The following is a 21,988-nucleotide window of genomic DNA, read 5'->3' on the forward strand; positions in this document are numbered from 1 at the left end:
TTAGGGGGTCAACCGGTCCGGAAGGCCAAAGGCAGGGAAACGGGAGTAGCCGAAGGTGGTGATCTCGACGATCTGGTGGTCGCGCACCCACAGCACGTCGAGCTTGAACGCCCGCCACACCGTGTCCCCGGGACGCATCAGGTACGACGCTGCCGCGGGCAACCGGTTCGCCGAGGTCGGCACCAGCCGCCACTCGCCCTCGCGGTTCGGCCCCATGCCCCGCTCGAACAACGGCAGGCACGCGGCCAGGCCGTCGAACGTCAGCTGGTCAGGTGGCATCGAGATCCGCAGGTCCTCGGCCGCGATCGCGATCGCCGCCTCCGCATCACACCGCTGGTGGGCATCGATGAACCGATCGAGCACCTCGCGCTCCTCGGCTGTCGGGCGTGGTGCACTCCAGTCGGACCGTCGTGCGGGCAGCCGCTGCTGCATCGTCACGCGGGCGCGCTGGAGCGCACTGTTGGCCGCGGCCACGCTGGTCTCCAACAGGCCGGCCGTCTCCGACGCCGACCAGCCGAGGACGTCACGCGCGATCAGTGCAGCCCGCTGACGAGCGGGCAACGCTTGGAGCGCGATCAGGAACGTCAGCTCGATCGTCTCCCGGTCCACCGCGACCGCATCGGGCTGGTCGGCCGGTGGTGCGATCTCGTCGAGCAACCGGTCCGGATACGGCTGCAGCCAGCCCATGTCGCCGGGCGACGTACTGCGCCGAGTGTGCCGACGGGCGACGTCCAGGCAGACGTTGGTCGCGATCCGGTACAGCCAGGCGCGGAAGTACGTGCGCCCGTCGTACTGATCGAGGCTGCGCCAGGCCCGGAGCAGTGTCTCCTGAACGGCGTCCTCGGCATCGTCGTACGACGCGAGCATCCGGTAGCAGTGCACGTGGAGCTCGCGCCGATGCCTCCCCGCGAGGTCGGCGAACGCGGCCTCATCGCCCGCGAACGCCGCCTCTTCCAGCGTCGTCATGACTGGTGCCCGACCTCCTGGACGGTCCAGTTGTTGCCGTCCGGGTCGTCGAAGGACAGGAAGGTGTTGTAGTCGGAGCGATCGGGGTGCACGCCGTCCTGCTTGCCCTGGTCGCCGAAATGGAACGGCTTGCTGACCTCCACGCCACGGTCGACCAGCTCGGCCCGCGCGGCCTCGATGTCGGTCACCACCAGGTGCGTGCCCTGGTAGCTGCCCGGCTTCGCCGAGGTCACCCCGATCCCGATCGTGATCGAGCACGCCGACCCGGGCGGGGTCAGCTGCACGACCCGGAACGAGTCGCCGACCTTGTGGTCGACGTCCACGGCGAAACCGAGCTGGTCGGTGTAGAACTTCTTGGCCCGATCCACGTCCGTCACCGGCACGATCACGAGCTCGAGTTTCCAGTCCATCTGCGGCCTCCCGCGGTCACGGTCGGTCCAGTCTGACCGACATCGATGACCGTGTAACGACGGCCGCCCCGAAAACTCATCGGTCGATCGATGAGCTTTTTCAGCCGCGCGCCTCGAAGACCCGCGCGAACCACTCGAGCTGCGCCAGCTGCTGGTACGTCTGGCCGCCCTCGTGGTTGTTGTACTGGTAGACCTCGATGTCCTTCTGCTCGCTGCCGTAGTGGTTGTACGCGGCAAAGACCGTCGACGGCGGGCAGGTGGCGTCCATCAGCGCGACCGAGAACAGCGCGGGTGCCGTCGCGAGCCGGCCGAGGTTGACGCCGTCGAAGTAGCTCAGCGTCCGCAGTGTCGCGTCGACGTCCTGCCGGAACCCCTTCAGGTACCGGGTGATCTCGCCGTACGGGTCCTTGTCGGTGATCTGCAGCGCCCGCTCGAAGTGACACAGGAACGGTACGTCGGGCGCGCAGCCGAGCAGCTCGATGCCGGCGATCGGTGCGAGTCCGGCCGCGGCGATCGAAATGCCGCCGCCCTGGCTGCCGCCGGTGACGATGAGCTTGTCCGGGTCGACCAGCGGCGACGTCTTCACCGCATCGAGCGCACGGACCGCGTCGATGAACACGCGACGGTAGTAGTAGGTCTCCGGGTCGGTGATCCCCGCGGTCATGAAGCCCGGCGTGTGATTGAGACCGGCGTACGGCGTGTCGTCCGGCGTGCTGTCCAGTCCGCCGGCGCCGTAGCCCTGGCCGCGGGTGTCCATCACGAAGTGGGCGTAGCCGGCCTGCGCCCACAGCGTGGTCGCGTGCGGGAAGCCGCGGCCGCCGGAGTACCCGTGGTACTGCACGACGGTCGGCAGCGGGCCGGTGGCTCCGGCCGGGACGTGCAGCCAGCCCTTGACCGGCGTACCGCCGAAGCCGGCGTAGGTGACGTCGTAGGTGTCGATCACCGCGAGCTTGTTGTCGATCAGGGTGAACGAGGCGGACAGGTCGTCGGTACGCGCCTTCTCGATGGAACGGCGCCAGAAATCGACCAGGTCGGCGGGTGCGGCCACCTCGGGCCGGTACTCGCGGAGCTTGTCGAGGGAAAGGTCGAACATGGCCATGAGCGACAAATTTACGCCCAACCGACTGCCGTCGGAAAACGGTGTCCAAAACCGCGGAGGCCAGCCAGTGGCGGATGCGAACCCGGCCGGCTCTCGTGTTCGGTAAGCGTTATGACACTTCAAGGCATGACAGTTCTGGTCGTCGGCCGCGGCGGCGGCATCGCCCGGGCGGTGACCCTGGCCGCCCGGGACGCGGGCGCACAGGTCGTCGCCGCGGGCCGCAGCCAGGACAAGCTGAAGGCGGCGTACGACGGTGAGCCCGGCATCACCACCGAGTACGTCGACCTGACCGACGAGGCCTCGATCGCGGCGCTCGGCGAACGGCTCGGGACCGTCGACCACATCGTCTCGACCGCGTCGGCCCGGGCCCGCGGGAAGGTCGCGGACCTGGACCGGGACGCGGTCCGGGCGTCGTTCGACACGAAGGTCATCGGTCCGCTGATGCTGGCCAAGCACCTCGCGCCGCGGATCAACACGGGCGGCTCGTTGACGATCTTCTCCGGCGTCGCGGCCGCGAAGATCGCCGTCGGCACGCTCGCGGTCGCGATCACCAACGGCGCGGCCGACGTACTCGCCCGCTCGCTCGCGTTGGAGCTCGCGCCGATCCGGGTGAACGCGGTCTCCCCCGGCGTGATCGACACCGGTGCGTGGGACGGACTGGGCGCGGGCAAGGACGACTACTTCCGCGACATCAGCTCACGCAACCCGGCCCGGCGGATCGGCACCGTGGACGACGTCGCGCAGACCGTCCTGTTCGCGATGAGCAGCACCTTCGTGACCGGTACGACGCTCCGGGTCGACGGCGGCGAACCGCTGACCTGACTACGGCGCCGCGAGGCCGAAGCCCGAGTCCTCGGACAGCACGACGTACCCGTCCTCGAGCGTGTAGGCGCCGGGGCCGGGCACGCCTTCGACGATCGGGACGTTGCCGAGGCCGGCTGCGAGGTGGGCGGCGTACAGGGTCTTGAGCGGGACGCCCCAGGCATGCGGTGAGGCCTCGGAGGCGAGTTGCGGCATGGTGCGACGCCAGGCGGTGAGGCCGTGGCCGATGACGTCCATCAGAGCCACGTCGACGAGGCCTTCGCGGGCGAGGCGGAGGACGTGGTCAACGTTCGGGTCGTATTCGCCGTCGGCGACCTTGGGCCGCTTCGTCATGGTCTGCAGGTGTTCGCGGAGTGCTTCCAGGTCGGGCCGGCGTTCCGGGAACGGCTCCTCGATCCAGTACAGGTCGCAGTCGGCGACGCCGTCGAGGTACTCGAGCAGACCGTTGAGGGTGAAGCCGTCGTTGCCGTCGACAAGGATCCCGGCGTCCGGATACAGCTCGCGGGTCAGCCGGGTGACCTCGATGTCGCGCGCCATTCCGGCCAGCGGATCCATCCAGCGGTGGCCGCGGCCGATCTTCAGCTTGAAGTCGCGGAAGCCGAACGCGTGGTCCTGGGCGAGGTTGGTCCGGATCGCCTCCAGGCCGTGATCGAGGTCGTCGAAGTAGATGCCGCCGGTGTAACAGCGCACCCGCGTCGAGCCGTGGCCGCCGAGCATCGCATAGACGGGTACGTCGAGGATCCGTGCCGCGAGGTCGTGAAGCGGGTAGTCGAGGAACTCCGCCGCCGGGTCGATCACGCCGCGGTCCGGGTCGATCAGCTCGGCCAGGTTGCGACCGATGAGCGCGCGCGGGTCCGCGTCGGACAGCGGCAGGCCCCAGCCGGTGGCGCCGCGGTCGGTCTCCACGACGTACACCGTTTGCTTGCCGCCGTTCCCGTGGCTGCCGAGGAACGAGTTGCGGCCGATCGTGCGGAGATAGTCGTAGTGATGGTCGGCGGTCGTGACGGAGCGGATGACGTGCCTGGCGAGGGTCATCGTTCAACGATAGACAGCGACGAACTTCCGGAACGCCTCCGGATTGCTGAGGACGTCGGTGTTGTCCGCGAACTGGTCGATCGACCCGATCAACCCGCAGCGCCTCACTGCCTCGTCGGTCACGGTCGCCAGACACGCCTGCACGAACCGACCGGCATCGATCACCTGGGCGGGCCGCGTGAAGTACGGCCGCGGCGCCGGGTCGATCTCCTCGGTGATGCCGAGCGCGTTATGGCGGCGCGCCACCAGCTCGTACGCCGTGACGAGCGCCTGCTCGCGGTCCTCGAACCGAGCGGCTGCCACCGCGTCGGCGAGCGCCTGGTCCAGACCGTCGGCGTGGTCGAGACGCGCGAACGCCGTACCCAGCCACTTCGTGTACGGCGCATAGGTCCGCGACTGCAGCAGCGCCAAGCGCATCACGTCGCGCACCAGGCGAGCAGTGACCACCCGCGAACCGAGCTCGTCTCCGACCTCGTACGTGCGCTGGACGAACGCCTCCTCCTGCGCGATCCGCGACCACTGGCAGGCGAGCATCCACCGCCAGATCTGGTCCGGGTACCAGGCGAGCGCATCACGTACGGCGGCCAGTCGCCCGTCGTCGGCGTACACCTGACCAGCCACGACACCTAGCAACTGCTGCTGCGGCGTCGTCAACCAGTCGGTGAGCCCGATGCCCTCCGACGCGTCGAACCCCAGGTGCCCGCGCAACCAGTCCCCCAGCGTCGCGACCGTGACGTGGTGCACCGGCTCCTGCGTGTCCCAGCCGAAGCGGACCGTGTGCCCGGCGTACTCGTCCGGCAGCCCGTCGTCGACGGCCTTCCGCACCCGCTCGACCTCGTCTGCACCCACCAGCACGACGACCCGCGGACCCCACCCGTGGTCCGTCGAGCGCTCGGTGTCGTAGCCGAGCACATCCGATCCCCAGCCGAGCAGTCCGGCCGCATACCCGACGTCCCCGACCAGAGGTGCGATCACGTCAGCGTGAAACCCGGCCCCGATCTCAGCCGCGCTCCGGAACTCGCTCATTCCGACTCCCCTCGACGCAGTACCGCCCACAAACCCCAGCCCGCATGAGACATCACTGCAGACCAGTCCGCTCCCGAGGCCTTCTCCAGCGCGCCCAGCACAGTCTCGATCGGCACGTGGTGCGGAGCGTCCTCACCGAGCGCGTTGGACCACACGACCACACCATCCGGCGTCAGCGTCCGCACAACCTCGTCAGCAAACAGCGGTACGTCGGCCAGCACGACCGCCTGTACTGATGCGTCGCCGGCGGGCAGCTGCGACGCATCGCCCAGAACGCGCCACGGAGCAGGTGATCGGCTGAGCATCGCCCAGGTCAGATCGAGGCTGACCACCTTCGGCCACACCTCCTGGATGAGTGCGGAGAGGAGTCCAGTCCCGCAGCCGACCTCCAAGCACAAGCCGACCGGCCACGGCCCACCACGCTGCAGGGCGTCGGTCAGCGGGACGGAGCGGTAGCCACCGCGGTCACCGTCCCAGAGCGGAGCCAGCTCGGTGTACCGCCGTACGACCTCGTCGGCCTGGTCCTGCGACCACGTGCTCGGGTGCTCGGCGAGCTCCCGCGAGGTCCGCTGACTGGCCGCTGCTTCGGGTCGGACAGGCTTCCCGGGGTCCGCCGGTACGACCTGTGGGAGCTCCGTGATCTGACCCACTACGTCACCTTTCCGGTCTGAGGGCCCGTCTACAGTTACCCCGGTGAAGGCTTCGCATGTGGTGTGGGACTGGAACGGGACGCTACTCAATGACAATCACGCAGTGCTGGCTGCGGTCAACGAGGTTTGTGTCGGGTTCGGCCGGCCGGAGCTGACCTGGAGCGACTGGCAGGCAGCGTACGCGCGACCGATGCGGGTGTCGTACGAGCAGATCCTGCAGCGCACGCTCGACGAGGAGGAGTGGGCGCGGGTCGACAAGCTCTACCACGAGCGGTACGACGCGCTCCTGCACACCTGCGAGCTCGCCGCCGGCACCATCGACGTACTGCGGGAGTGGACCGGCACCCAGTCGTTGCTGTCGATGTGGTTCCACGCGCGGCTGACACCCACGATCGAGAAGTACGGTCTGACGTCATACTTCACCCGCGTCGACGGGCTGCCCGGTGAGGTCGGCGGTGGGTCGAAGGCCGACAGCCTCGTCCGCCACCTCGAAGTACAGCAGCTCGACCCGGCGGACGTCGTACTGATCGGCGACGTCGTCGACGACGCAGACGCAGCCCGAGCCGCCGGCACCCACTGCGTCCTCGTCTCGACCGGCGCCATGACCCGCGAGTCGCTGGAAGCCACCGGCGTACCGGTCACCGCGTCAATCGCGGAAGCGCTCCGTCAGGTCCGCTGAACGAGCTCGAGCAGATTGCCTTCGGGCGTGGGTCTTACTCGCCGATCTTCTTCGAGCGCAGGGTGATCTTGGTGTCGGGGGTCGCGTGGGTGCCGCCGGCGGGTTGCTGGGAGACGACGACCCAGTTGCGGTCGTTGATCAGGAGGCGACCCTGGCCGGTCGCGTCTTCTTCGGTGAGGAAGTAGAAGCCGGCGGCCTGCATTGTGTCCTGGGCCAGCTGATGGTTGAGGCCGACGACGTTCGGCACGACGCCCGCCTGTGCGGACGGGCGGGCAGCTGAAGGTGGCGGCGCGCTGGTTGGCGGGACGGTCGACGTCTGGGTGGCGGTCACCGTGGTCGTGGCGGTCACCGTGGGCTGGGCTCCGGCCGCGCCGGCGCCTCCGCACGCGGTCAGCAACACCAGCGAGCCGAGAGCTATCACGAACCATCCCGGGGCCACCGAGTACCAATACCCCATTCGCCAAACGACCTAACAAGCTGTAGTTGTTTCACCTATGACTCAGGTTCTGGAAGGTCGTACGGCGGACGGCCGCGGTGTGCGGGTGCGGTACTCCGCCGCCGGCATCGAGGAGATCACCGACGACCCGAGTGCGCCCGACCTCCTGCTGCTCCCGGGCCTGATCGACATCCAGCTCAACGGGTATGCCGGGTTGGATGTCAACGATCCTGCACGTCCGGCGAGCGAACTGTCCGACCTCGTGCGCATCCTGTGGCAGCAGGGGGTCACGACGGTCTACCCGACGATCATCTCCGCCGACGACGCGACCACAACCGCCCTCGTCACCCGCGCCGCCACAGCTCGCGCGTCCGACTCGACGGTCGCGTACGGCGTACCCGGTCTGCATCTCGAGGGTCCGTACATCTCCAGTGCCGAGGGCGCCCGCGGGGCACACGACCCGGCCGTCGTCCGCGACCCGGACCCCGACGAGTTCGACCGCTGGCAGAAGGCCGCAGCCGGCGCCATCGCCATCCTGACCCTGGCACCCGAACGCACAGGCGCCCTCGAATTCACCCGCCACCTCGCCGCCGACGTGGTGGTGTCGGTTGGGCACTCGCTTGCTTCGGCTGAGGAGGTTCACGCGTTTGCTGCCGCGGGTGGGCGGATGTCCACGCACCTCGGAAACGCCTTGCCGAAGCAGCTCGACCGGCACGACAACCCGATCTGGCCTCAGCTGGTCGAGGACACTCTGACCGCCGGGCTGATTGCCGACGGCCACCACCTGCCCGTCGACACCTTCGCCGCGATCGTCCGGGCCAAGGGCGCGACCCGCTGCGTTCTCACCAGCGACGCCGCCGCCCTTGCCGGTTGCGCCCCCGGCGACTACAAGACTGCAGTCGGCGGCGCAGTCACCGTCGGCCCCGACGGCAGCCTCCGCCTGCAAGGTACGCCGTACCTGGCCGGCAGCGGCGCCTCGCTCCTCGACTGCCTCCGCTGGGCCACCGGCCCCGGCGGCCTCGCCCTCGACACTGCCGTCACGATGGCGACCATCACCCCTGCCAACCTCCTCGGCCTGACCGACCGCGGCCGCCTCGAAGTAGGCGCCCGCGCCGACCTCATCCAACTCACCCGCACCCCGGAAGGCGGCGTCGGCGACCTCGTCACGGTCGTCGTCAACGGCGTGACGCAGACCCAGGTTTGATCAGACTCCACGATCTGTTGCCTGCGGCAACAGTCAGGTGCTCAATCGTGCCGCTTGCAAGTACCGGCAAAACGGGGTCCGATGCTTGCCGGTGAACCTGGTCTTCCCGTATAAGAAGCGTGATGACAGCGATCCGGCTCGACGGGGTGTCCAAGGTGTTCGAGGGGGAACACCTGGCTGTTGACGAGCTGTCCCTGGACGTGGCCGACGGCGAGTTCATGGTGCTGCTCGGACCGTCCGGCTGCGGGAAAACGACGCTGCTGCGGATGATCGCCGGGCTCGAGCGGGTGACAGCCGGCGAGGTCTGGTTCGGCCGGACGAACGGGACGCGGCTGCCGCCGAAGGACCGTCAGGTGGCGATGGTGTTCCAGACCGGCGCCCTGTACCCGAACCGGACCGTCCGCGAGAACATCATGTTCCCGCTCCAGATCGCCGGGCAGGACGACCACGACGCGAGCTCGACCGCCGCCGGCCTGGCGCAGATCCTCAGCATCGGCTCGGTGCTCGACCGGATGCCGCGGACGCTCTCCGGCGGGCAACGGCAGCGCGTCGCGATCGGGCGGGCGCTCGTACGCCGTCCGAACGTGTTCCTGCTGGACGAGCCGCTGTCGAACCTCGACGCCACGATGCGGACCGAGCTGCGCCAGGAGATCGGCGCGATGACCCGGGACCTCAACGTCACCACGCTGTACGTGACCCACGACCAGGTCGAGGCGCTCACGCTGGCCGACCGGATCGCGGTGATGCGCGACGGCCGGATCGAGGACGTGGGTACGCCGGCGCAGGTCTACAACGACCCGGCGACCGCGTTCGTCGCCGGGTTCCTCGGCGCGCCCAGGATCAACCTGCTGTCCGCGACCGTCCGCGTCACCGCACACCATCGGGTGGCGCTCGACTTCGGCTCGCAGTCGATCGGCCTGGATCCGTCCGATCGCCGCTCGCTGATCCTGCGCCACCACGACGGCGTCCAGGTCATCGTCGGCGCGCGCTCGAACGCCTTCCGGGTGATCACCAACGAGGACGTCGCGAACCAGCTGACCGGGACGTTGCGCGCGTTCGAGTTCCACGGGCAGCAGTCGATCGCGTTCGTCGAGTGCGGGATCGAGGCCGTCAATCCCGACCAGGTCGGCCAGCCGAGGCCGATGCACGCTGTTTCACCGCAGGACATGATGGCTCCGGCCTCGTTGCTGACCAGAGTCCTCTCCCGCATCCGATCCGGCCGCACGACCGCTCCGGCTGAACTACTGCCGCCCACGCACCGGCGAGCCGACCTGGTCATCGAGCTCCCCGCCGACGCGGACCTCAGACGCGGCTCCCGCATCCACCTCGCCATGGACACGACCCGGATCCACATCTTCGACCAAACCGGCCGCCGGGTGGACCGCATCACCCGCTAGCCGGTCACGACCGCTCCGCCGGCTATCACCAGGTGCGGCTGTTCGAGTACGGCGATGTTGTCGAGTGGGCTGTCATCTACGACGATGGCGTCGGCTGCGTACCCACGCGCCAGTCGCCCGACCGACGCCCCGAGGCCGAGGAGTCGCGCAGCGCTTGTCGTCGCTGCGCGGATCGCGTCGAGGGCGCTCAGACCGGCCTCGTGCAGGAAGCGTACTTCGCCACCGACCGGGTCGACGTCCAGACCGAACGAGTCCGTGCCCGCCACCACGGTCACGCCGAGCTCGGCGGCCCGGCGTACGGCGGCCTGGAGGACCGGGAAGAACTCTTCGCCGCGCTGCTTCAGGATCGGGTTCGTCGAGTCGCGCATCCCGCCGATCGCGGACATGGTCGGGGTGAAGTGCGTGCCCTGGCGAGCCATCCGCTCCAGCGTCCGCTCCCCCACGAACACGCCGTGCTCGAGCGTCTTGATCCCGGCCCGCACAGCATCGTCGATCGCCTTCTCGCTGTAGCTGTGGCACATCACGCCGACGCCACGCTTGCGCGCCTCGGTGACGATCGCGCGGACCTGCTCGTAGTCGTAGACCTGAACCAGCGGATCCTGCTCGGGTACGCCGGCCCGCTCGTTCACCCGCGTCTTGACCCAGTCGACGCCGCGATCCAGGTTGACCGACGTCAGGTACCGCAACGCCTCCGGCGTACGAACCCCGCCGGCCAACGGAGCGAGGGCGGGATCGCCGAGGATCGTGTTGCCGAGATCCGGGGTGACGAAAGTACCCGACGCCTTCATCCGCGGTACGACGCCCGGTGCCCACGGCTTCAGCGCGCGGAGCCCGATGTCCTGGTAGAAGTCCGACGTACCGCTGCGGACGGTTGTTGCCCCACGCACCAAAGCCGCATGAGCATCGGCGACCGCGTTCTCGTGCACATGTACGTCGACCAGACCGGGCAGCACCCATCGTCCCTCGACGTCAATGACGCGACCGTTGGCCTGGGCAACTGCTTTGCGAGTCTGCGAACGGTTGCCAACGGCCACCACCCGACCGCCCGCGAGCACGACGACGGCGTCCTCGATGACCCGCCCGCTGAGCGGGTCGAGCACCGTACCGTTCTCGATCACGACGGGAGGTGGCACGGGCGCTCGACCGCCGGGACCATCGGCGTCCGTGCCGACTGCCGCCTGGGCGGGTTGGCCGACGGCCGCCAGTCCGGCGCCGGCGAGTGCGATCGCCCCGCCGATCACACCCCGTCGGCTGATCGAGCTCGGCAGCGGCTCAAGCTCGTCGTCATGGTCACGGCACATCGGTGATCTCCTTGTCCAGGGTGTTCTTCACGATCCGACCGCCCTGCATGACCAGGCGCAGCCGTCGATCGGGGTCCGTCAGTACTGCGATGTCTTCGAGCGGATTGCCGTCCACGACCAGCAGATCGGCCCAGGCCCGGTCCCGGATCTCACCGACCTGCCCGACCAGACCAGCGATCTCCGCGCCGACGACTGTTGCCGACCGCAAGATGTCCGCAGGTTTCTGTACTTCGGCCCGCAGCGTGAACTCGTCGAGCTGATGAGCGTGCAAAGCGCCGTGCAGATCTGTCCCGTAGCCGAGGGCGACCCCGGAACGGTCCGCGAGCTCCAACGCCTGCAGGCCGAGCTCGAGAATGTTGTCCAGCTTGCCCTTGCCCTCGGGCGACAGATGCTCGGCCCCGCTACGCCGAAGCCCGTCGAACGTCGCCAGCGTCGGCACGAGGAACGCATCTCGCTCCAGGAACAACGAGACGCTCTCCTCGTCGATCAGATTCCCGTGCTCGATGGTACGAACGCCGTACCGCAGCGCACGATTCACCGACGCGGCCGAGTACGCGTGCCCGGCGACATACCCGTGCCCGAAGCCTGCCTCCTCGACGGCGGCCCGGATCTCCTCCTCGGAGTACGCCAGCGCGTCCAGGGCCATTGACGAGACCACGCCGCCGCTCAGCGTGAGCTTGATGTGGTGCGCGCCCTGGGCCATCTGCTCGCGGATTGCGCGCCGCAGCTCGACAGGTCCGTCGCAGATCCGGGTGAGCACGTGTCCCCCGGTCGGCGCGAGGATCGGGCCGCCGTACAGCAGCCGCGGCCCTTCGATCAATCCTTCCCGTAGCGCCCGCGCGAGCCCGGCGTCGGCACCGCCCAGGTCGCGTACGGTCGTGAAGCCCCGTAGCAGCATGTCGTTCAGGATCTGCGTGGATCGGACGGTTGCGTACGACGCCGGCCAGGAGGTCAGCTCGGCGAAACTCTCGCTCGCCTGGGTGACATGGACGTGCGAGTCGATCAGACCCGGCATCAGGATCCGGCCGTGCAGATCGATCACCTGAGCAGTCGCTTCAACGTCTCCTGTGATCCGACCGTTGCGGATGGCAACTGTCTGGTCCTCTACCAGCTGTCCGTTCCGGACGTCGAGGACCGTTGCATTCACGAAGGTGGTGTCCATGTCAGTTCGTCGCCGCCTCGGTGATGATCGGTGCGCTCGCGCGCTCGACCTGCACCTCCGGGTCGAGATCCTCGAGCCGCCGCCCGCGGGTCGACAGGCCGAGCGTCAGGATCGCCAGAGCGCCGAGGAGCAGTGCGGCGGCGATCATCGAGAACACGCCGAGGAATCCGACCGACGTGAACAGGACGCCGATCAGGATCGGTGCGGTGATCCCACCGAGTCGGCCGACCGCGGATGCGGTTCCCATTCCGGTCGCGCGAATCGCGGTCGGGTACACCTCGGGCGTGTAGGCGTAGAGACCGGCGTACGTGCCGTTCATGAAGAACGACAGCAGGATGCCGAAGAAGAGCACCTGTCCGTTGCTGCTCGCGTTCGCGATCAGGAAGGCGGAGATCGCTCCACCGGCGAGGTACGACGCGATGGTCCACTTCCGGTCGAGCCGCTCGTTCAGGTATGCGCCCGAGTAGTAGCCGGGGACCTGCGCCAGCGTGATCAGCAGCGCGTAGCTGAGGCTCTTCGAGATCGTGAGGTCACGCTCGACGAGCAGCGACGGGATCCAGGTGAAGAAGCCGAAGAACGCGAACGTGATCGAGATCCACAGCAGCCACAACACCGCAGTACGACGGGCCAGGCCGTTCTGCCACATCAGGATCAGCCCCGCGCCGGGCTTGGGCTTCCGCGGTACGGACACCGTGGTCTCCGGGACGGCCGCGGGGATCGGCGGCACGTCCTTGCCCGATGCGCGTACGGCGTCCTCCAACGCGTCGACCACCTTTGTCGCCTCGGCAGTCCGGCCCTGCTGGATCAGCCAGCGCGGCGACTCCGGCAGACCACGACGCCACCACAGCAGCATCAGCACCGGCAGCGCGGTGACCACCTGAGCGACGCGCCAGCCGTGGTCGAACGCCGGCACGAACACCCTGCCGAGGAGCGCCGAAGCGACGTACCCCGCGGAGAAGAACCCGGCGACCGATCCGACCAATAGACCGCGCGACCGGGCGGGGATGAATTCGGCGATGAACGCCGGGATGATCGCGGCTTCCGCGCCGACGCCGATCCCGGCGATGATCCGGGCGCTGAAGAAGATCTCCCAGGTCGGGGCGAACGCGGCGACGAGCGTGGCAGCGCAGTACAGGGCGAGGGCGTACATCATCACCTTGCGGCGGCCGATCGCGTCGCCGGTGATCCCTGCGCTCAGGGCTCCGATCAGGATGCCGATCAGCAGCGAGCTGCCGATCAGACCGATCTGCCACGGGGCCAGGTGCCAGAGGGGTTTCACGGCCGGCAGCAGGTACGAGACGAGTGAGCCGTCCATGCCGTCGAAGGCGATGCCGAGCCCGCCCATCAGGAGCAGCTTGACGTGCGGACGGGAGAGCGGGAGTCGTTCGAGACGGTCCAGCAGTACGCGGCCTGCGGCTGAGATTTCCACGGTCATCGGAGCCTCCATCCGTCGGTGGATGACTCAGGACAGTAGATGCATGATTTCGTGCATGCAAGACCTGGTGCAATATTTCGTGCATCCGGCACAATGGGGTGATGACTGACCAGGGCCCTTCCGTGGCCGAGTGGCTCGACAAGCAGGTCGGCAGCGCACGGCTCGGCCCGAAGGCGGAACGGGTGCGGCATGTGGTCGCGACGCAGCCGAGCTTCGCGTCGTACGCGACCGCCGCCGAGGTGGCCGAGCGCGCCGAGGTCAACGGGGCGACGGTTGTCCGGTTCGCCCAGTCGCTCGGGTTTGCGGGCTGGCCGCAGTTCCAGGCCGAGTTCCGGTCGATGTACGTCGTACGGCGGTATGACGTGGAGGCCGGCGCGCCGACGACGGGGCACGCCGGCGTACTCGCGTCCGCCTTTGCGCGGGATGCGGAGAACTTGCAGTCGTGTTTGCAGTCCTTCGACTACGAGGAAGGTGCGGCTGTCGTCGAGGCGATCCACGCGGCCCGCCGTACGCTCGTGGTCGCTACCGGGACGCATTCGCTGCCGGCGCAGGGGTTGGCGATGATGGCGGCGAGTCGCGGGTACGACATCAGCCTGGAGGACCGGAGCGGGCCGCATCTGACCAACGCGCTGGCGCGGCTGACGAGCGACGACTGCGTGGTCGCGTTCAGCTTCTGGCAGCACTACAAACAGACGGTGGCCGCCCTGCGGTTCGCCCGCACAGTCGGCGCCACCACCTGCGCCATCACCGACACCCGCCACTCCCCCGCGGCCGATCACGCCGACCACATCCTCATCATCCCCGCCGAAGGCATCTCCAACTTCCGCTCAATGACAGTAGCCACCAGCCTCGCCTACGGCCTGGCCGCCGCCCTGGTAGCCATAGACCCCCAACGCACCCGCTCCGCCATCTCCCACGTAGACGCCCTCTGGCAAGACATGAACTTCTTCGTCCCCGACTGAGCCGTCAGTCAGGCATCGCGCGGGTGTCGACGATGTCTTCGTACAACACGTGGGAGACGGTGAGGCCTGCTGTGTGGAGGATGCTCGTCCAGCGTTCGCAGGCTTGCCGGTCGATGCGTGGGGTCTTCCAGACCTCGTGTTTGATGAGGAGTTCGGTCGCGGCGAGGAGGGTGGACGGGTTTGCGTCGGGCCACTCGGCGTGGAAGAGGCCGTTCAGGTCTGTGACGGTGCCTTCACGTAGTTGGCGCATCGCGGTGTCGATCGACTGGACGAACGGGACCAGTGCGGGTGTCAGTTCGTCGAGGCGGTCGCGGAGGACGTAGTACACGCTGTTCGGCATTCGGCCGCCGCGTTCGGCGTGTAGGTAGGCGATGTGGCCGCGGCCGGTCTGCTGCAGATCGAGCGCTGTGACGAGGTCGGTGAGGAACGCGTCCGCCAGCCCGTTCACGTACAGCTCGTGGAGCATCGGCATCGACAGGTCGTGGGCGAAGCGGGTCTGCCACGGGTCCAGCCCGGCCTCGCGCATCAGTCCGCGGGTGAACTCGGCCGGCGCCGTACCGCCCTGCCCGGGTACCAGGATCGTTCGATCGCGCAGCCAGGACAGCTCGAAGCCGTCGACGCGTTCCCGGGTGACGATGCACATCGGGAAACGATCGTTGAGCTGCGCGATCGCGACGAAGTCACGGCCGCGGCCGGAGTACATGGCCGGCACCCAGATGCCGCCGAGCGCGATGTCCGACGTCCCGTCGGCGAGGTCGTGCATGATCCCGTCCCACGGATCGCGCAGCGTGTACGGGACCTCGAGGCCGTTGGCCGCGAAGATTCCGTTGCCGCGCGCAACGTATTCCGGCAGGTAGTTCAGGCCGTGTGCCATCGAGCTGAGCTTGAGGACGGTCATGCGCTCTTCTCCGTTCGGTACGGGTCGATCGACGTACGGCAGGTCAGGTTCTCGAAGCCCGTCTCGGTGACCACATACAGGTCGCCGAGGTTCGATCCGGCAACGAGCGGGTCGACCCACTGGGCGTGCAGGACGAAGACCATCCCGGGCTCCATCCGGTCGGTGTTGTGCGAGGCAACGTTGTACTGCGGGAGCTTCGGCATCCCGATCGCGTGCCCGAGGTTCGGGTTGTGCGGACCCGGAGCGGCCGGCCACACGTGCATGAGCCGCCGCCCCTGGGCCTCCCAGTCCGCATCGGGGACGTACTGGCGCGGCACCGGCCGAGGCGATCCGTCCGGCATCGCCTCCCAGTTGAACGGCATCGTCCGGGTCTCCTTCGACTTCAGGTAGCCCCGCTCCACATACGCCTCGAACGCTGCGTCATGCAGTTCGCTGAACTTCACCCCAGGCTTGATCAGCTGCTCGGCCCGCCGTACCGCGTCGACCGTCATCTCGAGGACCTCTTCCTGCTGGTCCGTCGCAGTACCGATCACCATCATCCGCGCGGCTTGCGCGCAGTACCCGAGGTACGTGACGTTTGAGATGTAGAGGTTGAGCAGGTCGCCCTCGGTCAGCACATGGCCGTACGGCTTGCCGCACAGCGTTCCGTACCGGTTCGCACCGATCTGGTAGCCGTCGCCGGTCTCGCCGCCCCGCGCCATCTGCGCGTACGAGAACGCCGCGTACGCCTCATAGTCGGTGACGCCCGGCCGGGCGACGTGACACAACGCCTCCCAGCCGATGCCGATCAGTTCGCCCGCGGATCGGACGATGTCGATCTCGGCACTGGACCGGATCCGCTGCATCCGCAGGATCATGTCGGTGGCGTTCGCGAACCCCGTCCGCGGCAGCTCCTCGCGCAGACCCGCGAAGAACGTCGCGGCGGTGTCGTCACCGATCAGACCGAGCTGCCCGCCCGCGAGACCGAGCCGACTCAGTACGCCGACGCACGCGTCGATCGTCTTGTGCAGCGGCGATCCCGGCCGGTCGACGCTCTCCCGGCCGAACGGCGAGACCTGCCAGATCTCGCCGACCAGCAGCGGCTCGCCGCCCGGCGGTACGACGGCCGACTCGGTCCAGAACGACAGCAGCTCGGGCGCGAGGTCGGCATCGGTCGGAAGGATCAGCACCCCCTCCCGCATCCAGTCGCACAGGTAGCGGAGGAACGGATTCGACGTGTGGTACCAACCGACCAGGCTGGAGTGCACGAGCAGCGCGTCGAGCCCCGCAACGGTCGCCTCCCGCCGGAGCCGCTCGATCCGGTCCGAGTACTCCGCTTCGGTGATCTGCGCGGTCGGCTCGAAGTCGAAGCTGGGCTCGAAGTCGCGGAGCAAGGACTCCATCCGCCGGTAGTCGATCGGGGTGCTGTATTCCCTCACCAGGAACTTCCTCTCAAACTTGGGTTTGGTTGATCTCTTCGAGCGACAGCCGGTACGTCTCCGGCGCGAACCGGGCTGCGACCGCGAGCACGACGTACATCAGCGCGAGCATCAGGAAGACGCCGGACATCCCCCAGGCGGCGAAGACCGGGACGGCGATCAGCGGCATCACGGCGCCGGAGACGTTCCCGATCCCGTTGACGATCGACGTACCGAGCGCACGTACTTCGGTCGGGTAGACCTCGGGCGACCAGGCGGCGAGCGTGGTGTTGAGCAGCAGCGCGAAGAACTGGAACGTCCCGCCCAGCAGCAGGATCAGCGTCGTGCCGTGTGCGAAGGTGGCGAACGCGACCGCGGCACAACAGCCGAGCACGCCCGCGGTGACCACCGTCGTACGGCGGCCGACGTTCCGCGCGACGAGCGCCGCGGCACAGGCGCCGAGCAGGCTGCCGAGGTTCATCACCATCGTGAACGCGAGACTGTCGCTGATGCTGTAGCCCTGGGCAACGAGAATGCTCGGCATCAGAACCAGCAAGGTGATCTGCGCACCGAACGACATCCAGGACGCGACACCGATGGCCGCCGTACGCCGGAGCGAGCCGACTGTCACGAGTGTGCGCAGCGGCACGGACTGGCCGACCACGTCGGGGATGTCCTCGGTGGTCAGGTACTGCGTCACCGGGCCCTTACCTTTGCGGGTGAGCCGGCCGGAGGCGAGCGTCGTCAGCGCCGCGTTCGCTTCGTCCAATCGCCCCTTTGACAGCAGGAATCTGGGCGACTCGGGCATGTACCGCCGGATGAACACGACCAGCACAGCGGGTACGGCGAGCAGCACGTACAGCCACCGCCAGCTTGCGGAAGTGCCGCCGAGCACATCGTTCAACGGACCGAGCACGATCAGGAACAGGCCGAAGGCAACGAAGTTGCCGACGCCGCCGGAGCCGATGTTCAGCGATGCGGCAACGGTCCCGCGGTACTTCGTGGCGACCATCTCGGTGACCAGCGCGAGGCCGACGGTGAACTCGCCGCCGAGACCGATACCGACGATGAACCGGGACACTTCGAGGATCGTCTGGTTCGGGGCGATTGCGCTCAGGATGCCGCCCAACGTGTAGAGCAGCAGGTTGAACGAGAGTGCGTAGCGCCGGCCCTTGCGGTCGGCGAGGTAACCGGTGGTGACCCGGCCGACCAGTCCACCGATGATCATCACGGTGTTGAGGAAGGCGAGGTCGCCGGTGTCCATCCCGAAGCTGGCTTTGAGCCCTTCGGTGATGGCGCCGGTGGTGTCCTGTTCGAGCGCGTCGAAGAACATTCCGGCCAGGACCATGCCGGCCACGACCCAGTGCGCGCGGGTCCAGCCGATCCGGTCCATCACCTCCGAGAGGCGACCGGTGGCGGGTGGTGGTGCAGCGGTGATTCGAGAGTCCGAGGGATGCATCTGACCGACCTCCTGATGACAAGGGGATTGAGCTGTCGATCGAGCCGGGATCTCGGGTGGTTGTTAGTATGATTACCAGTTGTCTGACGTTTCAAGCGATTCTGCAAACTCAGTCGTTTCTCCTTCCCAAGGGCCATCCGGCGACGGTTTTCGGCCGGGGTGCGGCGTACGTGCGGACCTTGCTCGTCGACAGTCCGAGCCGGACCAGCGACTCCGCGAGCACGACCGCGGCGGACACACCGTCCACCACCGGCACGCCGGTGGCGGCGGTGACTTTCTGGTCCAGGCCGGCCATGCCGCCGCAGCCCAGGCAGATCACCTCGGCGCGATCCTCGGTGACAGCCTTGACGGACTGCTCGACGATCGCGTCGACAGCACGGTCCGGATCCTCTTCGAGCTCGAGCACCGCGAGTCCGCTCGCTCGGACCGACGCACAACGATCCTTCAACCCAGCCAGCAAGAGCCGGTCTTCGATCTGAGGCACCGCCCGGTCGAGAGTCGTCACGACCGAGTAGGTCCGTCCGACCAGCATGGCCACCTGGGCCGCGGCCTCGGTGATGTCGACGACGGGTACGTCGAGTAGCTCGTGCAGGCCCTCGCGCCCGTGCTCGCCGTATCCGGCCTGGATCACGGCGTCGTACGGACCGTCGTACCGAACCACCGCGTCCATCACGGCGACAGCGGCCAGGTAGCTCTCGAAGTTGCCCTCGACCGACTCGGCGCCGATGTCCGGAGTCAGCCCGATCACCTCGGTACCAGCAGACGCGTACGACGCAGCCTGGGTGCGGATCGTTTCCGTCATCGCCTTCGTGGTGTTGACGTTCGCGATCAGGATGCGCATTCGTCCTCCAGGACAGCGTCGTACGCCGGGAGCGTAAGGAAGTCGGCGTACGTGTCGGCCAGTGCGACATCGCAGAAGATCCGCTTGGCCTGCTCGAACCCGTCGCCGAGCAACGCGACTTCCTCGTCGACGATCCGGTCGACCAGCTCGGCCGTAACCTGCTCGCCGGAGTCCAGCTTCACCTCGTTGTGCACCCACTGCCAGATCTGAGATCGCGCGATCTCCGCGGTCGCGGCGTCCTCCATCAAGTTGTCGATGGCAACGGCACCGTTGCCCCGCAGCCACGACGCCAGGTACAGCAGGCCGACGTGCACGTTGTTGCGAAGACCGGCCTCGGTCGGCTCACCCGGCGTCGAGCGGACGTCCACCAGATCGCGCGCAGTGATCGTCAGGTCGTCGAGCGCCCGGTCCAGCCGATTCGGTTGATCACCGAGCACACCGTCGAACACGTCCCGGCAGATCGGCACGAGATCGGGATGCGCTACCCACGAGCCGTCGAACCCGTCACCGGCCTCACGTTGCTTGTCCGCCCGGACCTTGGCGAACGCGGACTCGTTGACCTCCGGGTCCTTCCGGTTCGGGATGAACGCCGCCATCCCACCCATCGCGAACGCGCCCCGCCGGTGACAGGTCCGCACCAACAGCTGCGTGTATGCGCGTAGGAACGGCGCGGTCATCGTCACCGCGTTGCGATCCGGCAACACGTAGTCCGGCCCGGAGTCGCGGAAGTACTTGATCACGCTGAACAGGTAGTCCCACCTGCCCGCGTTCAGCCCCGACGCATGGTCGCGCAGTTCATAGAGAATCTCATCCATCTCGAACGCGGCCGGGATGGTCTCGATCAAGACGGTCGCGCGGATGCTGCCCTGCGGTACGCCGAGTTGCTCCTGCGCGCGGACGAAGATGTCGTTCCACAGCCGCGCCTCGAGGTGGCTCTCCAGCTTCGGTAGATAGAAGTACGGTCCACTCCCCCGCGCGAGCAACTCGGCCGCGTTGTGGAAGAAGTACAGGCCGAAGTCCACGAATGCGCCGGCCACCGGTACGTCGTCGACGAGCAGGTGCCGCTCGTCCAGGTGCCAGCCGCGCGGCCGCATCACGATCGTCGCCAGCCGCCGGTCGTCCGCAAGCTTGTACTCCTTGCCGGCCTCGGACGTGAACGTGATCGTCCGGCGGATGGCGTCGTACAGGTTCACCTGGCCGTCGATCACGTTCCGCCAATGCGGCGTACTGGCGTCCTCCAGATCCGCGAGCCAGACCCGGGCGCCCGAGTTGAGCGCGTTGATCGCCATCTTCCGGTCGGTCGGACCAGTCATCTCGACCCGGCGGTCGAGCAGATCAGCCGGCGCCGCGGCCACCTTCCAGTCGGCCGCGCGGATGGCACGCGTCTCGGCCAAGAAGTCCAACTCGGTCCCCCGACGACGCTGCCGGGCATCCAGCAGTTCGTTGCGCCGGGCACCGAATTCCGCATGCAGACCGGCGACGAACTCCAAAGCTTCCGGGGTCAGGATCTGCTCGTTGGGCTCGCCGAGCACAGTGATCTCAGCCATGGGCCTCGACCGCCTGCCGGACCGCGGCAGCGACCGCGGGTGCGACGGCCGCGTCGAAGACGCTCGGCACGATGTACGTCGCATTGAGCTCGCCGGCTGCCACCGTACTCGCGATCGCGTCCGCGGCGGCCAGCATCACGGCGTCGCTGATCTCGTGAGCGCCGGCGTCGAGCATGCCGCGGAAGAATCCGGGGAACGCGAGCACGTTGTTGATCTGGTTCGGGTAGTCGGACCGCCCGGTGGCGACCACGGCCGCGTGTTCGCCGGCCGCGACCGGATCCACCTCCGGGTCAGGGTTCGCCAGCGCGAACACGATCGCCCGGTCGGCCATCGTCGCGATGTCCGCGCCGGTGAGCAGACCCGGACCCGAGACGCCGATGAACACATCCGCCCCGGCCAGTACTTCGGCCAGCGAGCCGGTCTCGCCTCGCGGGTTCGTGTTCGCAGCGATCCAACCGCGGTACGCGTCCAGACCGGTTTGCCCCGAATGCACCGCGCCGTTGCGACCGCAGGCAACGATCTCGCCGGCGCCCTGGGCAGCCAGCAACCGGATCACCGCATGACCCGCCGCGCCGACCCCGGACACCACGATCCGCACGTCCTCGATCCGCTTATCCACCACCCGCAGCGCATTCGCAAGGGCCGCGAGTACGACGATCGCCGTACCGTGCTGGTCGTCGTGGAAGACCGGGATGTCGAGCGCCTCCCGGAGCCGGCGTTCGATCTCGAAGCAGCGCGGTGCGGCGATGTCCTCCAGGTTCACGCCGCCGTACACGGGCGCGATCGCGCGGACGATCTCCACGATCGCGTCGGTGTCCTGGGTGTCCAGACAGACCGGCCAGGCGTCGACTCCGGCGAACTGCTTGAACAGCGCCGCCTTGCCCTCCATCACCGGCAGTGCCGCAGCCGGACCGATGTTGCCGAGGCCGAGCACGGCCGAGCCGTCCGTGACCACGGCGACCGTGTTGCGCTTGATGGTGAGCCGCCGGGCGTCGGCCGGATTCTCCGCGATCGCCTGGCAGACGCGGGCCACACCCGGGGTGTAGGCGCGGGACAGATCGTCGCGGTGCTTGAGCGGCACCTTCGGCACGACCTCGAGCTTGCCGCCGAGGTGCAGCAGGAAGGTCCGGTCGCTGACCTTGCGGACGACCACCCCGTCGACCTCGCCGAGCGCTTTCTCGAGAGCCGCCGCGTGGTTCGCGTCGACCGCGTCGCAGGTGACGTCCACGACAACCCGGTCGGCGCGCGACTCGACCACGTCG

At 68.1% G+C, this 21,988-nt stretch carries 21 protein-coding genes; 5 read left to right on the forward strand and 16 right to left on the reverse strand.

Going from position 1 to position 21,988, the window contains the following annotated elements; genetic code table 11:
• The 3 genes from ACFWUU_RS37750 to ACFWUU_RS37760 form a co-directional block, all read right to left on the reverse strand.
• On the reverse strand, nucleotides 1–966 hold the full coding sequence (locus tag ACFWUU_RS37750) for an RNA polymerase subunit sigma-70 (protein WP_380183087.1): 966 nt from the start codon (nucleotides 964–966) through the stop codon (nucleotides 1–3).
• The gene (locus ACFWUU_RS37755; protein ID WP_380183089.1) at nucleotides 963–1,376 is read right to left on the reverse strand and encodes a glyoxalase superfamily protein; all 414 of its coding nucleotides are present in this window, start codon (nucleotides 1,374–1,376) and stop codon (nucleotides 963–965) included. The genes ACFWUU_RS37750 and ACFWUU_RS37755 overlap by 4 nt, the downstream gene beginning before the upstream one ends.
• A 100-nt stretch (nucleotides 1,377–1,476) precedes the next feature.
• Entirely contained in the window at nucleotides 1,477–2,475 is a 999-nt protein-coding gene (locus tag ACFWUU_RS37760) for an alpha/beta fold hydrolase (RefSeq protein WP_137257612.1), read from the reverse strand.
• Between the two features lie 126 nt (nucleotides 2,476–2,601).
• Here ACFWUU_RS37760 and ACFWUU_RS37765 point away from each other — a divergent pair, with 126 nt between their 5' ends.
• Entirely contained in the window at nucleotides 2,602–3,297 is a 696-nt protein-coding gene (locus ACFWUU_RS37765) for an SDR family oxidoreductase (RefSeq protein WP_380183091.1), read from the forward strand.
• Here the strand turns inward: ACFWUU_RS37765 and ACFWUU_RS37770 are convergent, their stop codons facing one another.
• From ACFWUU_RS37770 to ACFWUU_RS37780, 3 genes are read right to left on the reverse strand one after another with little or no spacing between them, the layout of a single operon-like run.
• Complete coding sequence (locus ACFWUU_RS37770) at nucleotides 3,298–4,332, reverse strand: enolase C-terminal domain-like protein (RefSeq protein ID WP_380183093.1); 1,035 nt, start codon at nucleotides 4,330–4,332, stop codon at nucleotides 3,298–3,300.
• A gap of 3 nt (nucleotides 4,333–4,335) precedes the next feature.
• Nucleotides 4,336–5,358 (reverse strand): DUF4037 domain-containing protein, encoded by a 1,023-nt coding sequence (locus tag ACFWUU_RS37775; RefSeq protein ID WP_380183097.1) that lies wholly within the window; start codon nucleotides 5,356–5,358, stop codon nucleotides 4,336–4,338.
• On the reverse strand, nucleotides 5,355–6,008 hold the full coding sequence (locus ACFWUU_RS37780; protein ID WP_380183100.1) for a class I SAM-dependent methyltransferase: 654 nt from the start codon (nucleotides 6,006–6,008) through the stop codon (nucleotides 5,355–5,357). The genes ACFWUU_RS37775 and ACFWUU_RS37780 overlap by 4 nt, the downstream gene beginning before the upstream one ends.
• Before the next feature lie 43 nt (nucleotides 6,009–6,051).
• Here ACFWUU_RS37780 and ACFWUU_RS37785 point away from each other — a divergent pair, with 43 nt between their 5' ends.
• Nucleotides 6,052–6,687, forward strand: coding sequence for an HAD family hydrolase (locus ACFWUU_RS37785; protein WP_380183102.1), 636 nt, complete (start codon nucleotides 6,052–6,054; stop codon nucleotides 6,685–6,687).
• Nucleotides 6,688–6,721: 34 nt separating this feature from the next.
• On the opposite strand, the gene ACFWUU_RS37790 is transcribed toward ACFWUU_RS37785, so the two are convergent.
• Nucleotides 6,722–7,108: a PASTA domain-containing protein gene (locus ACFWUU_RS37790; RefSeq protein WP_380183104.1), complete on the reverse strand. Its 387-nt coding sequence runs from the start codon at nucleotides 7,106–7,108 to the stop codon at nucleotides 6,722–6,724.
• A 73-nt stretch (nucleotides 7,109–7,181) separates the two neighbouring features.
• Between ACFWUU_RS37790 and ACFWUU_RS37795 the strand changes: the two genes are divergently transcribed.
• A complete protein-coding gene (locus ACFWUU_RS37795; RefSeq protein ID WP_380183106.1) occupies nucleotides 7,182–8,327 on the forward strand; it encodes an N-acetylglucosamine-6-phosphate deacetylase in 1,146 nt (381 codons plus the stop codon).
• A gap of 122 nt (nucleotides 8,328–8,449) precedes the next feature.
• The gene (locus ACFWUU_RS37800; RefSeq protein ID WP_380183108.1) at nucleotides 8,450–9,724 is read left to right on the forward strand and encodes an ABC transporter ATP-binding protein; all 1,275 of its coding nucleotides are present in this window, start codon (nucleotides 8,450–8,452) and stop codon (nucleotides 9,722–9,724) included.
• Here the strand turns inward: ACFWUU_RS37800 and ACFWUU_RS37805 are convergent.
• The 3 genes from ACFWUU_RS37805 to ACFWUU_RS37815 are packed head-to-tail and all read right to left on the reverse strand — an operon-like array spanning nucleotide 9,721 to nucleotide 13,622.
• On the reverse strand, nucleotides 9,721–11,025 hold the full coding sequence (locus ACFWUU_RS37805; protein WP_380183110.1) for an amidohydrolase family protein: 1,305 nt from the start codon (nucleotides 11,023–11,025) through the stop codon (nucleotides 9,721–9,723). The two genes, ACFWUU_RS37800 and ACFWUU_RS37805, sit on opposite strands and share 4 nt — an antisense overlap.
• Complete coding sequence (locus ACFWUU_RS37810) at nucleotides 11,015–12,187, reverse strand: amidohydrolase family protein (RefSeq protein ID WP_380183112.1); 1,173 nt, start codon at nucleotides 12,185–12,187, stop codon at nucleotides 11,015–11,017. The genes ACFWUU_RS37805 and ACFWUU_RS37810 overlap by 11 nt, the downstream gene beginning before the upstream one ends.
• A 1-nt stretch (nucleotide 12,188) precedes the next feature.
• Nucleotides 12,189–13,622: an MFS transporter gene (locus ACFWUU_RS37815; protein WP_380183114.1), complete on the reverse strand. Its 1,434-nt coding sequence runs from the start codon at nucleotides 13,620–13,622 to the stop codon at nucleotides 12,189–12,191.
• A 101-nt stretch (nucleotides 13,623–13,723) separates the two neighbouring features.
• Here ACFWUU_RS37815 and ACFWUU_RS37820 point away from each other — a divergent pair, with 101 nt between their 5' ends.
• Nucleotides 13,724–14,584: a MurR/RpiR family transcriptional regulator gene (locus ACFWUU_RS37820; RefSeq protein ID WP_137257623.1), complete on the forward strand. Its 861-nt coding sequence runs from the start codon at nucleotides 13,724–13,726 to the stop codon at nucleotides 14,582–14,584.
• 4 nt (nucleotides 14,585–14,588) lie between these two features.
• Here ACFWUU_RS37820 and ACFWUU_RS37825 read toward each other — a convergent pair whose 3' ends face one another.
• The 6 genes from ACFWUU_RS37825 to ACFWUU_RS37850 all read right to left on the reverse strand — a co-directional run.
• Nucleotides 14,589–15,482, reverse strand: coding sequence for an ABC transporter substrate-binding protein (locus ACFWUU_RS37825; protein WP_380183116.1), 894 nt, complete (start codon nucleotides 15,480–15,482; stop codon nucleotides 14,589–14,591).
• A complete protein-coding gene (locus ACFWUU_RS37830) occupies nucleotides 15,479–16,900 on the reverse strand; it encodes a M24 family metallopeptidase (protein WP_380183118.1) in 1,422 nt (473 codons plus the stop codon). The genes ACFWUU_RS37825 and ACFWUU_RS37830 overlap by 4 nt, the downstream gene beginning before the upstream one ends.
• 13 nt (nucleotides 16,901–16,913) lie before the next feature.
• On the reverse strand, nucleotides 16,914–18,338 hold the full coding sequence (locus tag ACFWUU_RS37835; protein ID WP_380183120.1) for an MFS transporter: 1,425 nt from the start codon (nucleotides 18,336–18,338) through the stop codon (nucleotides 16,914–16,916).
• A gap of 109 nt (nucleotides 18,339–18,447) precedes the next feature.
• On the reverse strand, nucleotides 18,448–19,179 hold the full coding sequence (locus tag ACFWUU_RS37840) for an aspartate/glutamate racemase family protein (protein WP_380183122.1): 732 nt from the start codon (nucleotides 19,177–19,179) through the stop codon (nucleotides 18,448–18,450).
• On the reverse strand, nucleotides 19,167–20,726 hold the full coding sequence (gene aceB, locus ACFWUU_RS37845) for a malate synthase A (protein ID WP_380183124.1): 1,560 nt from the start codon (nucleotides 20,724–20,726) through the stop codon (nucleotides 19,167–19,169). The genes ACFWUU_RS37840 and aceB overlap by 13 nt, the downstream gene beginning before the upstream one ends.
• The coding region (locus tag ACFWUU_RS37850; RefSeq protein ID WP_380183126.1) for an NAD-dependent malic enzyme at nucleotides 20,719–21,988 on the reverse strand (1,270 nt) is incomplete at its 5' end. The genes ACFWUU_RS37850 and aceB, both read right to left, overlap by 8 nt.

This window comes from Kribbella sp. NPDC058693 (assembly GCF_042715335.1).
Classification (GTDB): domain Bacteria; phylum Actinomycetota; class Actinomycetes; order Propionibacteriales; family Kribbellaceae; genus Kribbella; species Kribbella jiaozuonensis.